This window comes from Nocardia sp. Tas62D01, assembly GCF_055232035.1.
The window spans coordinates 6486390-6498600 of the sequence record NZ_JBUYUZ010000001.1 but is presented as its reverse complement, the minus strand read 5'-3'; the positions used below and the strand labels follow the sequence as shown (position 1 = coordinate 6498600).

Here is a 12211-nt window from a genome sequence, read left to right as displayed (position 1 = left end):
TTATTCGCGAGTTCGGCCGCGCACGAGGGCGTACGCAGGCCTAGCTCGCGTTCGATTTATTATTTGCCGACGGTATTCGCAACCAACTGATGAATTGTGTCGAGGGATTCGAAGCGCAACACATCCTCGATCAGGGCGTCGACCTCGTCCCGTCCGAGTGAGGCATGCGCGAGCTTCCGGAACTTTGCGATGAGCGCTTCATCGGACATCGGGTTGTCGATGCTGCCGGTCGCATGCTTCACACGCGACTCGATCAACCTGCCATCCGTCGTGGTCAGTCGGACGGCGGTCTCGTCTTCCTGCATGGATTCGTCCACCACGATCGACACCCGATCCACTAGGGCCACGATCTCCGGGGCGAACGCACGAGCATCCGTGAACTGCTCGACGGATGCGTCACCGTCGTGGAACGCGAGGGCGGCAACGTACCGGACGCTGTACTTTGCCTCTAGTCCGCTGCTCGGGTTGGGCTTGTCCGTCAGGGTGATCACGTAGGGGTTCACGGTGATCACCAGGGTGCCGACCTCGGAGTCCGGCACCTTTCGGCCCAGCTCGATACACGCGTCGATGATCGGGTGAAGCACGATGCCACAGGCATACGGCTTGAAGGCGATCTTCGACAACTCCCAGCTCGATCCCCACTCGTGACTGACGAGGCTGAGATCGGACTCGCTGGCGTAGAGGCGAGCGAAGCCCCGGTCGGATTCTAAGATCCGGCGGGAGCTCTCGATTCCACGCGACGCGAGCATGGCAGCCCACAGCCCGTTCTGCCCGGCCTTGCCGGGGTGGAACAACTTGGTCATCGTGCCCAGCATCTCCATCAGGCCCGATGCCTGGGTCCCCGCGATGCCGAGCGCATAGATCAACTCGTCCTCGTCCAAGCCGAGAAGGATGCCGGCGGCGATAGCTGCCCCGAACACGCCTGTCGTGCTCGTGATGTGCCAACCCGAGTCCAAATGACTCGGCGACACCGAGTTACCGATCCTCAGGTCCGCCTCCATCCCCAAGATGAAGGCATGCAGGATGGCCTCGCCAGAGAGGTTCAGATGCTCACCCAGGGCGAAGACCACGGGCGCGATGACGCTCGTCGGGTGATTCAACGTTTCGAGGTGAGTGTCGTCGAAGTCGTGAACATGCGAGCTCGTGCCATTGATGAGCGTTGCCCAGAGCAGGTCTGCCCGCTCTGGCCTACCGAGGATGGCCACTTGGGCGGAGGTGCCCAGTTCGTCCTTCATGCTGATGAATGCCTCGACGGACGCGTGACGGCTTCCGCCGATCGCCACACTCATCCAGTTGAGGATGCACCTCTTCGAGTGCTCGACCACGTCCCGGGGGATCGAGTCAAAAGGAGTGTCCAGGCAGTTCTGGACCAACCGTTGTGTTATCAATTCGCCTCTTCGATATCTTTATCTTTGCGATTCATCTTTGCGATCCGGGCCTGCCCGGCCTTCCGGAGCTACTAGCCGAGGTTGTACTGCTTCACGAGCTGCGTATAGGTCGTGAGGTTGTTATTGACCAATGCGGTGAACTCGGTCGAGTTCAGGTACTTGCCCTGGGCATTGAGCGTCTCGAGCTTCGTCAGGAACGCCGGGTCCTTCAGCATGCTGTCCAAAGCGGATCCCCATTTGTCAGCAACGCTCTTGGGCGCCCCGCTGGGAAGTGCGATCCCGCTCCAGAACGAGCTGACGACACCCTGCACACCGGCCTGCGCCAACGTCGGGACGGTGGGGAACAGGGGGCTTGGATCGGTCGACGTCACGGCGAGGGGCGTCAGTTGTCCGGCTTTGACCAGGCTCGCTGCACCGGTGACATCCTGCACACCGAGAACGACGTGGCCGCCGGCAATCTGGGGCAGCAGGTCGCTTGCGCCGTTGCTCGGCACCAAGTGCACCTTCGAGTAGTCCACGCCGATCGACTGCAGCCACTCGATGATTGTGTATGTCTGCACTGAGGAGACGCCCGTGGTGCCGAAGGTCAGCTGGCCAGGATTGGCCTTGACCCACTCATCCAGGTCCTGCATGTTCTTGAATGGGGAACCGGACTTCACGAGGAACACGAAGGGCTGGTCGACGACGGTTCCCACGAGGTTGAGATCCTTCAGCGTGAAGGGCGGCTTGTTCGCACCGGCAAGCAGCGCCTCGGTGCTCGAGCCGTTGTCCGCGAGCACCGTGTAGCCGTCCGGCGCTGCCGTCAATGCGGATTGGGTTCCGGTTGCACCTCCGGCACCCGGCTTGTTGACCACGTTGATGGGCTTGCCCCACTTCTGCCCAAGGTATTCCGCGACGGCGCGGGACACGAGGTCGGTTCCGCCACCGGGTGCGAAGGGCACGACGAGCTGGATCGGCCTCGTCGGGTATACGGATGCCCCGTTCGTGCTCGAGCCGGTGGTCCCGGCGCCACTGCAACCGGCGAGCGCCAGGACAGCGGCCGCAGCCACTACCAACGAACTGTATAACTTCTTGCTGCGCATGACTTTTCCTTGCTTAATTTGTGTGTGTATTCAGATGGGGAGAATCGGCACGATTCACCTCGAGCGACAAGGCGCGCTTGCGTGAGCGCCTCATCAGGAACACCGAGACTCCGAAGAGTGCCACCGCCACGATGAGGATGACGAACGCAATCCGGCTCGTGAAGAAGATGCTCAGACTTCCGTTCGAGATGGACATCGACTGCACAAATGAGAGCTCGGTGAGCGGGCCCAACATGAAGCAGAGGATGAACGGGACGAGTGGCCAGTGATACTTCCGCAGGAAGTACCCGATCACGCCGAAGACGAGGGCAACGAGAACATCGAACGTGCTGTTGCGCACGGTGTAGACGCCAACCACGCACAGGATCAGGATGATCGGCTTGAGCACCTTGAGCGGGATCTGGGTCAGCTTCACCCAGATGCCGACCATTGGAAGGTGCAGGACAACCAGCATGACGTTCCCGATGAACATGCTCGCGATGACCGCCCAGACAAAGCTTCCGCTCTGGTTGAAGAGGTTGGGTCCCGGCTGCAACCCATAGATCATCAGCCCGGCGAGCAGGATCGCCAGGGGAGGTGAGCTCGGAATGCCGAGGGTGAAGAGCGGGATGAATCCGGACGAGGCCGTCGCGTTTCCCGCGGCTTCCGGTGCCGCCACACCCCGGAGCGCGCCCTTTCCAAAGAGGCCAGGGTTTTTGGACATCCTCTTCTCGACGTCGTAAGAGAGAAAGGCGGACACGGCCGGCGACGCTCCAGGCAACAGGCCGAGGAAGAACCCGATAAGGCCGCTGCGCACCATGGTCGGGGCAGTCTGCTTCAGGTCCGACCGACTCGGGTAGACACTGCCGATCTTCTCCGCTGCCGTGACGGGCGTGCGCGAACCCATCCCGATGATGACCTCGGAAATCGCGAACAGGCCGATGATCACGCTCACCATTTCGATTCCGGCCGACATGGGCGCAAGGCCGAACGTGAATCGCGCGTGCCCGCTGGATGGGCCGACTCCGACCAGCGAGACGAAGTAGCCGGCCATGCCCATGACCAGTCCCTTGGTGACCGAGGCACCGGAGAGGTTCACGATTACCGTGAGCGTGAGAATCATGAGCGCGAAATACTCTGGCGGCCCGAACTTGAGCGCCTGGTCGGCAAGCAGCGGAGCGAAGAAGATCAGCCCGAGCACTCCGAGCAGGCCCGCGACGAACGACGAGATCGCCGCGATGCCGAGCGCCGGTCCGCCCTTGCCCTGCTTCGCAAGCGGATAACCGTCCAGCGTGACGGGAACCGCCTGGAGCTCCGCCGGGATTCCCAGCAGGATGGCGGTAGTGGATCCGCCATAGATCGCGCCGTAGTAGATGCCGGCCAGCATGATGATCCCCTGCACGGGACCAAGCGCGGTCGTGAACGGCATCAGGATTGCGATGGCCGGGGTGGGACCGATGCCAGGGATCATTCCCGCAAGCGAACCGATCAGCACCCCGACGAGTGCCATCAGCAGGTTGGCTGGCGTCAGCGCGTTCGCGAAGCCGCCAAGCAGCAGGTCAAGAGAGTTCATGTCGTCCTTTCGTCAGACATTGAAGATCCCGGTCGGGAGTGCAATGTTCAGGAGCTGGATCAAAACCACGTACAGCACGAGCGTGACGATGCCCGCGTAAGCCGTCGTCCGGATCCAGCCGTATTCGCCGACGACTTTGAACAGGCAGAGCGAGGCCAGGAGGGTGGCGATGGTGTAGCCGAGCTCGCTCATCGCATACCAATACGCGAAGAGGATGACGACGGTGCCGAGCATCTGGAGCCCGGCCCGGCGATCGGGTCGCTCGATTTCGTACGGGGGAGTCTTGACCACGAAGACCAGCAGAAGCCCCAGGACAACAAGAAGCACACCAACGACGCCCGGCATGACGAAGTCGCCGGAGACGGAGTTCAGACGATACGGATACAGAGTGTTCGCCTCGAACAGGGAGCCGGCGCCGACCGCAATGCTGACGAGGCCGCCGATCTTGTCCTGCTTCATGCCGACTGCTCCAGTTGGAACAATCGGCCCCAGCCACGCACAGCCTGGGGATCCACGCCCGCGAGTTTTAGCGATTTCCACATGACCGCGGCGATCGAGTCGCAGATGACGACTCCGTATTTGCTCTCCAGGTATTCGATGTTCTCGATCACTGGGAAATTGGTGCATGGCACGCTGATCACATCAGCAGGTGCATCGCTGACTCGCGCGAACATCGACTCGATCGTTTCCAGGCTGACCGACCCGATGTCCCTGTTGATGGTCAGGGCGCAGCCCTCGACGTTGACCGCCGTGATGCCGGTATCGCGGTACTGGCCAACGATCAGGTCGTTCATCTCCGGAAGGTACGGTGTGACGAGGTGACAGGTCGCGGCATCCATCGCCTCGAACGCGTCCAGCATGGCGAGCGTTGCCGTCGTCGCCGCGATGCCCATGTTGGCGGTGACCAGCTCGCAGAACTCGCGGTCGATATCTGGGCCCAACCAACTTCCCGATGCACCGTTCCACGCGATGACATCCACTTCCGCGTCGGCCAACAGCTCGGCCGCACGCAGCATCGGGTCGAAATCGAATTGCCTCAGGGAGCTCTGTTCGAGCGAGATATGCGTCACGGGCAATCGTGAGAAATAGCAGTCGGCTTCGCTGACCCCGTTCAGCATCTTCGACGAGACCGGCTCGAGGAGCGTGTTGGAAGACGGGGTGAGCATTCCGAGTCGTTTGGGCGCGTTCTTGCTGTTCAATTCCTCTGACCTTTGGGCTAACCGAGCGAGGTCGTCGTGCCGACGCCGTCGGGAATAATGACGAATCCACTGGATTCCTGGAAGGCATAGGCAGCACGCAGAACGACGTCGTCTTCGAAGTGCCTGCCCACGATCTGCATCCCCACCGGCATGCCGTCCACTGCGGCGCACGGGACGCTGATCGCGGGGTGACCGGTGTAGTTGAAGGGCGCGGTGTTGCGCGAGAATGCCGCGTTCCCCGCCTCGCCGCGCGAGAGGAAGTACTCCATCTCTTCCACGTAGGTCGTGGGCTCGACGTAGCGAGGCGCGGTGGTCGGCTTGGTGGGGCAGATCAGGAGATCCACCTCGGCGAGGGCGGAGTCGTATGCGCGCCTGATCGCACCCCGCACATTCTGGGCTTTCGCGTAGAACCGCCCGTGGTACCGGGTATGCACGTACTCGGCGAACGTCGCATTGAGCTTTGCGCTCAGTGGCAACTCGTATCCCGCCGCCTGCTTGAACCGCCCGAAGGCCGTGATAAGCGAGATTGGGTAATACGTGTCGGCACTTGTGCCGCCCAGGTTGGAGTCGAACAGGTACCGCGTGCCTTCAGCCATGATGATCGATGCCGGAATATAGGCATCGGTGTGAGCCGGAACGGAGATCCTCGCCACCTTGGCCCCAGCCCCTCGCAGCACATCGGTAGCAACCAGGACCGCATCGCTCACGTCGCCGTCCATGCCCACGTAGCCGAAACCCTCGTCGAGAATTCCGATCCTTAATCCTTCGACACCGCGGTCGAGCAACGACGAGTAGTCGGGAATGTCTGGCATCAACCTTTGGCGCGGGTCGCTGCCATCGGGACCTGCGATGCACTGCAGGGTCAGCGCCGTGTCTTCCACGCGGCGCGTCATCGGGCCGAGATAGTCCAGGCTCGGATCGGCTCCTATCGCTCCGGTATGCGGAACGAGCCCGAAGGTCGGCTTCAACCCCACAATGCCGCAGTAGCTCGCCGGGTTACGGATCGAGCCACCCTGATCGCCGCCAATTGCGATGTCGACATACCCGCCGGCCACGGCCGCACCCGCACCCGAGGACGAACCGCCGGTGACGAATCCGGTGCCGTGCGGGTTCAGGGTCCGACCGAAGTTGCCTGCTCCGAGCAGTCCCCCGCCGCTCGCTAAGTCGTCCATGTTCAGCTTGCCGATCACGGTCGCGCCGTGGTCGAGCAGGCGCGTGACAACAGTTGCGTCGATATCCGCGATATACCCGTCCATGAAGTGCGAACCAAGCGTGAGCGGAACCCCGGCGACCGAAATGTGGTCCTTGAGCGCCACGGTCTTTCCCGCGAGCGGTCCGGATTCCGCGCCTTCGATTCGAAACTTGCTGATAAAGGCGTTCAGCGGATCCTCTTCGACCGATGGCCGATAACTAGCTCCCCTGGGGCGCTGCTCGTGTTCTCCGTGGAAGTGCGCCTCGTAGAACTGGTCGACCTCCTTGAGCTTGACCACCATGCGTTCCCTGACGATCTCGGCTTCGGGCATCGTGAAATCAAGTCCGAGCTTCTCGCCCAGCGCTCGGATCTCCTCCGAGTCCGGAACCCTCAACATGCGATTGTCTCCATCAGGCTATTGGTTGGCGAACGGATGACGCCGACGGAAATCCTCGGCCGCCTCTTCCATCGTGATGAAGCGGACGCCCTCGTGACCGCGCCAGTAGTCGATGAGGCGCTCGAGCATCAGCAGCACCTGCGGGCGGCCGGACACGTCCGGGTGCAGGGTTACCGGGAAGGCCGCGTAGTCCATCTTGCGATAGACCCAGTCGAACTGGTCGCGCCACAACTGCTCGATGTCACGCGGGTTGACGAAACCGTGGCTGTTCGCGGACTGCTTGATGAACATCATCGGCGGCAGGTCGTCTATGTACCAGTTGGCACAGAACTCCACCAGATCCACTTCACGGCCGCGCACGAGCGGCTTCATCCACTCCTGCGCCGTCTTGCTGTAGTCGATATTCGTCCAGGAGTCATCCACCCTGGCGTAGAACGGGGTGAAGTCGTTGTAGTTCTGCGAGTGGTCGTAGCTGAATCCGTTCTCCACCAACAAGGACGCGGTTTGCCCGCTCAGCTCCCACCACGGTGCCACATAGCCTCGGGGTCGCCGTCCGGAAAGCTTCTCGATCAGTTCGATGCTCTTGGCCAGCACGTCCTGTTCCTGCTGGGGCGTCATCGCGATCGGGTTCTCGTGCGAATAGCCGTGTGCGCCGATCTCATGCCCGGCGTCGGCGACGGCCTGCATCTGCGCGGGGAAGGTCTCGATCGAATGTCCCGGAACGAACCAGCTGGTGCGCAGTTCGTGTTCCTCGAAGAGGTCGAGCAGTCGCGGTACTCCGACTTCACCCGCGAACATGCCCCTCTGAATATCGCTGGGTGAGTCTTGGCCGCCGTAGGAACCGAGCCAGCCGGCGACAGCATCGACGTCAACCCCGAAGCAAATTTGAATGTCCTTGGCCATCCCGCGTGGTCCTCCTTGTATCTGGTAATCACTTCCAGCGGACCCGCGTAGGCCTGCCGGTTGCCGCGGGGGATGAGCCATCGCCTGGTCGATCAGTAGCCGCCCTGGGCCTGCTCTGCCATCCCTGAAAGTCCCTTTTGAGCAGTTTGGTATCCCAAAACGGCTACGCAGATACTCACCCTAAGGGACCGTCGCGGTCAAGACCAAGATGCAAATTCCAGGTAACCATCGTGTAACTGTCGATCTTGGTTCTCCTGTGCGGAGAGCGGTATCCTCTCAGGAAACTCACGCGGCGAGACGGAGTAGCAAGGGTGAACAGTGAGCAGGTGCGGCCGCCGCTCGCGGCCGTGCGGGAGCGGGTGCGCGAGCAGCTCCGCGAGCGGATCGTGACCGGTGTGCTGCGCCCGGGTGACCGGCTGGTCGAACGTGATCTCGCCGAAGACCTCGGCGTTTCCCGGGTGCCAGTGCGCGAAGCGATACGCAGCCTCGAGGCGGACGGCTTCGTGGTGGTGCAATCCCCGCGGCGGGTGGTGGTCCGGCAACTGTCCAGGATTGACGTCGAGGAGCTGTTCGACGTGCGGGAGGCACTGGAAGTGCTCGCCGCCGGGCTGGCCTGCCAGCGCGTGGACCCGCCGGCACTGCGCCGCCTGAAGCGCTCGGTCACCGAAGCTGCGCGAGCCCTCGCGGCCGGGAACATCACCCAGGTGGCGGAAGCCAATGTCCGGTTCCACCAGGAGATCGTCAAGCTGGCCGGCAACCGGCTGCTCTTGTCGATGCTGCACCAGATCGAAGATCGGCTGCGCTGGCTGTTCCAGCAGAACGAGGACTGGGACCGGCTGCTGCAGGAGCACCGGCGCCTGTACGAGGCCATCGCATCCGGGGAGCCCGAACGGGCGCGGGCCTGCTCGGCCGAGCACGTTCGGGACAACCGCGCGCTGGCACTGGGGCTGCTATTCCCGGACGAGTCCGACACTGGCGACGAAAAGGCGGGCAAGCCACCGGCTGCGCTCGCCGCGACTTGATCAACTACCGTCTGCTCGCCATCTGAATCGACATCTCGAAACGCGGCTGGGCACGGTCGGCTGCGGCCCTGCCACCACACCTGCGCTAACGAGGCAGTTGTATTTCGTTGTGTCACAGTCGTTGTCGACGATATCGGGTTTGTCGGACGCGGGTTTGGTGGTGTCGCCTCCAGTGGGCGGCGGCGGCGTGGGTGCGGGTGCGGGCGGGTGGAGCACTATCGCCGGGAGACGGCGGATTTCGACGACTGTGATTGGGCCCAGCCCGCGTGGGCTTTTGGGTCGGTGGCTGCGGTGACGGCGAGGAAGGCGTGGGCGAGCATCGCGAGGGTGATGTGCCGGTACCAGGGTACTTGGTAGTGGTCGAGGCCGCATTGACCTGTGGCGCTGATACGCCCGCGCCCACCGTCGCGGCTCCACCCGCCCGAACACCTCATCGAAACCGGACGGACACGGCGAAACATCCTCGGCAACAACATCATTCAGCAGGCGTAAAAATACTATGTAACGAACCAGACTGCAGCACAACGAAATGCAACTGTCGTGCTAACCCCTACTCATGTCCCGGGATATGCGTCCGGAGTGTTCTTCCCGCCGAAGCTGATTCGAGCTGTATACCTTCTGGCTTATTTTCGATGACCTTCCGGTCTGCTCCGTGATGTCGATAGACAATTGTTTAACGACGCAGGTGTTCAGCTGGTTTTGGCGACAAGTCGCACGCCGAGGCCGATCAGTACTGCACCGGTCACGCGCTCGAGCCGACGGTGCACTGTCGCTTTCCGCAACCAGCCGGTGCCACGGGCAACCATCCACGCGACGCAGGCGAGCCAGACACCGGTTTCGGCGACGAACCATAGCCCGAGAATCTGCGACAACTCCGTGGTCGCAGGCGACTCGTCTGTAGCAGCACGGTCAGCCCCAGGGCGGCGCTGATCTGAGCCAGCAGATCAGTCCCAGTTTTGGCCTTGCCTATTCTGTTGGCTTGGCGGTCGCTGTCGGCCCAACATGCTGTGCGGAGTTCGCGTTTGGGGATCTTCCCCGCACCCGAGACCGGAATGGCGTCGATGAGTTCGATGCTGTGTGGCGCCTCTTATAGCCTGCGACGTGGCGTGTCCCGCGGTCACGACATCGGGCCGACCGAAGCCGCCGCACACGCTCGACGGAAATGTTGAGCCGCGGTCAGTTGTTGCGTCCCGCTGGCACTTTGGCCAGTTCCTCGTGCAGGTAAGGGGTGATGTTGCGCATCGCGCGTGCTACGTAGTCTTCCTTCTCTCCGACCGGAGCGACGTAATGCAGAGCGCTTTCGGCCGCTTCGACACTTTCCAGGCGGGCGATCATCCAGGCCGCAAGGTAGTGCGATGCGAGACAGCCGCCGGCCGTGGCGACGTTGCCCTTGGCGAAGATGGGTTGGTTGAGCACGTCGACGCCGGCTTCCTGGACCCAGGGTTTGGTCGTCAGATCGGTGCATGCGGGAACACCGTCGAGCAATCCGAGCTTGGCCAACACCAACGTCCCGGAACATTGTCCTGCCAGCAGCTGCCGAGACGGGTCGAGCTGCAACTGCGCCATGAGCGCCTGGTCGGCGACAACTTCGCGGGTCTGCATGCCGCTGCCCACGATGACCGCGTCCGCGGTGTTGGCTTCTTCAAGGGTGGCCATCGACTCGATGACCACACCGTTCATCGAACGGACTCGCTGCGTAGGACTGGCAATCGACACACGCCAGTCTGTCTTCTTGACCCGGTTGAGAACGCCGAGCGCGATGAGGGAGTCGAGTTCGTTGTAGCCCTCGAAGGTAAGGATGGCGATATGCATGGCGGTTGCCTTTCACAGTTGTTACCAGGCACCGTATGACCCCCAACCCGATACAATCAAACAATTGTCATGCATACAATCGGAGCGTGGCGTTCTCGCGATACAAAGGGGTGGTGGCCACGTTGGCGTCCGACATCCGTGCGGGTCGGTTGCCGGCGGGGACACGGTTGCCGACCCATCGCCAACTCGCGGCCAGCGAAGGGCTGGCTTTGGTGACCGCGTCGCGGGTCTATGCCGAGCTCGAAGCCATGGGCCTGGTCAGTGGGGAACCCGGCCGGGGCACCTTCGTTCGCGAGACCGCGCTGCCGCCCAGCCATGGCATCGACCAGCAGGCGGCTGCAGCGGACATGGTGGATCTCAACTTCAACTATCCCTCGCTACCTGGTCAGGCCGACATGCTGCGTCAGGCATTGCGTCAGCTCGCGTCCTCAGGTGACCTGGAGGCCCTGTTGCGCTACCAGCCCCATAGTGGGCGCCCACATGAGCGGGCCACAGTGGCTCGCCATCTGAAGCAGCGCGGGTTGCCGGTCAGCGCCGATCAGGTACTGATCGTCAACGGCGCTCAGCACGGATTGGCCGCCACGGTCATGGCGACGCTGCAGCCCGGAGACGTCGTAGCGGCCGATGCCTTGACCTATCCGGGCTTCAAGGCGCTTGCCCACGCGCTCCGCTTGGAACTGGCACCGCTTCCCGCGGCGGGCCACGCGTCCGATCTCGACGCCCTCGAGCAGCTGTGCGCGACGCGGCGGGTCCGTGCTGTGTACACGATGCCGACGCTGCACAACCCGTTGGGATGGGTCACGACGGCGCACCACCGCGAGCAGTTGGTCAAGATTGCGCGCCGATACGGACTCCTCTTCATCGAAGATGCCGCATACGCCTTCCTGGCCGAGCAGCCACCACCCCCGCTGGCGGCGCTCGCACCGGAAAGGACCATATACGTTTCTGGGCTTTCCAAGAGCGTCGCGACCGGCCTGCGCTTCGGATTCGTCGCGGCCCCAGCCCCGTTAGTGCCTGCAATCGAGCGCACGATCCGCGCCACCACCTGGAACACCCCTGCGGTGATGACAGCGATCGCGTGCCGGTGGCTCGATGACGGCACCGTCACCCGGCTGGAGACGCAAAAGCGCAACGATGCCAGGATCAGGCAGTCAATGGCCTGCGACGTCCTAACGGGGCTACCCCAGGTCAGCCATCCGTCGTCGTACTTCCTCTGGCTCCCCCTGCCCGAGGATGTACGAGCCGACCAGATTGCGGCAGCGCTCATGCGCGAACACGTATCGGTGTCCACGGCGGAACCGTTCGCCACGTCTGCGCACGTGCCACACGCGCTCCGGCTGGCTCTCGGCTCGACAGACCTGGACACCCTGCGCGAAGCGCTGGACAAGGTAAAACGGGTCGTTGACGCACACACCTACCGCTGAGCCATCACACCCGAGCCGATTCCAATGCCGCATCGACCATTTCGAACGGCAGACCTGGGTCAACTCGCCCAGATGCCCTGGCGCGAACACCCCGCCGCTACCACCGACATACAACCTGCAGCGCAACAAAATACAACTGTCGTGCTAAGAAGAAGAACTAGGGAATCCCGCCGACTCATCAGGCCGGGCGCAGGCCACCAGGCCGCCGAAAACGTGCCGAAAACGTAAGGGCGCAGCCTC

At 62.7% G+C, this 12211-nt stretch carries 11 protein-coding genes and 1 pseudogene; 2 read left to right on the top strand and 10 right to left on the bottom strand.

Translation table 11 applies throughout. The features are described from left to right. Positions 1 to 59: 59 nt before the first annotated feature. From ACV7NQ_RS30990 to ACV7NQ_RS30960, 7 genes are all read right to left on the bottom strand, one after another. Positions 60 to 1373 carry an MmgE/PrpD family protein gene (locus ACV7NQ_RS30990; RefSeq protein WP_463365883.1) on the bottom strand — a complete coding sequence of 438 codons (1314 nt, stop codon included), beginning with the start codon at positions 1371 to 1373 and terminating at the stop codon, positions 60 to 62. 86 nt (positions 1374 to 1459) lie between these two features. After that, entirely contained in the window at positions 1460 to 2296 is an 837-nt protein-coding gene (locus tag ACV7NQ_RS30985) for a tripartite tricarboxylate transporter substrate binding protein (protein WP_463362827.1), read from the bottom strand. A gap of 187 nt (positions 2297 to 2483) precedes the next feature. Next, complete coding sequence (locus tag ACV7NQ_RS30980) at positions 2484 to 4022, bottom strand: tripartite tricarboxylate transporter permease (RefSeq protein ID WP_463362826.1); 1539 nt, start codon at positions 4020 to 4022, stop codon at positions 2484 to 2486. Positions 4023 to 4034: 12 nt separating this feature from the next. Next, a complete protein-coding gene (locus ACV7NQ_RS30975) occupies positions 4035 to 4481 on the bottom strand; it encodes a tripartite tricarboxylate transporter TctB family protein (protein WP_463362825.1) in 447 nt (148 codons plus the stop codon). After that, the gene (locus ACV7NQ_RS30970; protein WP_463362824.1) at positions 4478 to 5221 is read right to left on the bottom strand and encodes a maleate cis-trans isomerase family protein; all 744 of its coding nucleotides are present in this window, start codon (positions 5219 to 5221) and stop codon (positions 4478 to 4480) included. Before ACV7NQ_RS30970 ends, ACV7NQ_RS30975 begins: the two co-directional genes overlap by 4 nt. 17 nt (positions 5222 to 5238) lie before the next feature. Continuing rightward, a complete protein-coding gene (locus ACV7NQ_RS30965) occupies positions 5239 to 6810 on the bottom strand; it encodes an amidase family protein (protein WP_463362823.1) in 1572 nt (523 codons plus the stop codon). Between the two features lie 18 nt (positions 6811 to 6828). Beyond that, the gene (locus tag ACV7NQ_RS30960) at positions 6829 to 7713 is read right to left on the bottom strand and encodes a polysaccharide deacetylase family protein (protein ID WP_463362822.1); all 885 of its coding nucleotides are present in this window, start codon (positions 7711 to 7713) and stop codon (positions 6829 to 6831) included. A gap of 326 nt (positions 7714 to 8039) precedes the next feature. Here ACV7NQ_RS30960 and ACV7NQ_RS30955 point away from each other — a divergent pair, with 326 nt between their 5' ends. Then, positions 8040 to 8735, top strand: coding sequence for a GntR family transcriptional regulator (locus tag ACV7NQ_RS30955; RefSeq protein ID WP_463362821.1), 696 nt, complete (start codon positions 8040 to 8042; stop codon positions 8733 to 8735). Between the two features lie 215 nt (positions 8736 to 8950). On the opposite strand, the pseudogene ACV7NQ_RS30950 reads toward ACV7NQ_RS30955, so the two are convergent. The 3 genes and pseudogenes from ACV7NQ_RS30950 to ACV7NQ_RS30940 form a co-directional block, all read right to left on the bottom strand. Further along, positions 8951 to 9121: pseudogene (locus ACV7NQ_RS30950) on the bottom strand (IS701 family transposase); the annotation flags it as partial. Positions 9122 to 9424: 303 nt separating this feature from the next. Continuing rightward, positions 9425 to 9607 (bottom strand): LysE family transporter, encoded by a 183-nt coding sequence (locus tag ACV7NQ_RS30945; protein ID WP_463362820.1) that lies wholly within the window; start codon positions 9605 to 9607, stop codon positions 9425 to 9427. 304 nt (positions 9608 to 9911) lie between these two features. Continuing rightward, on the bottom strand, positions 9912 to 10547 hold the full coding sequence (locus tag ACV7NQ_RS30940) for a DJ-1/PfpI family protein (protein WP_463362819.1): 636 nt from the start codon (positions 10545 to 10547) through the stop codon (positions 9912 to 9914). A gap of 35 nt (positions 10548 to 10582) precedes the next feature. Between ACV7NQ_RS30940 and ACV7NQ_RS30935 the strand changes: the two genes are divergently transcribed. Next, the gene (locus ACV7NQ_RS30935; RefSeq protein WP_463362818.1) at positions 10583 to 11971 is read left to right on the top strand and encodes an aminotransferase-like domain-containing protein; all 1389 of its coding nucleotides are present in this window, start codon (positions 10583 to 10585) and stop codon (positions 11969 to 11971) included. Positions 11972 to 12211 lie beyond the last annotated feature (240 nt).

Bases quoted from the DNA above. Each gene is read 5' to 3' on its own strand.
- ACV7NQ_RS30980 (WP_463362826.1), bottom strand. From the start codon at position 4,022: ATGAACTCTCTTGACCTGCTGCTTGGCGGCTTCGCGAACGCGCTGACG.
- ACV7NQ_RS30975 (WP_463362825.1), bottom strand. From the start codon at position 4,481: ATGAAGCAGGACAAGATCGGCGGCCTCGTCAGCATTGCGGTCGGCGCC.
- ACV7NQ_RS30965 (WP_463362823.1), bottom strand. From the start codon at position 6,810: ATGTTGAGGGTTCCGGACTCGGAGGAGATCCGAGCGCTGGGCGAGAAG.
- ACV7NQ_RS30960 (WP_463362822.1), bottom strand. From the start codon at position 7,713: ATGGCCAAGGACATTCAAATTTGCTTCGGGGTTGACGTCGATGCTGTC.
- ACV7NQ_RS30940 (WP_463362819.1), bottom strand. From the start codon at position 10,547: ATGCATATCGCCATCCTTACCTTCGAGGGCTACAACGAACTCGACTCC.
- ACV7NQ_RS30935 (WP_463362818.1), top strand. From the start codon at position 10,583: ATGACCCCCAACCCGATACAATCAAACAATTGTCATGCATACAATCGG.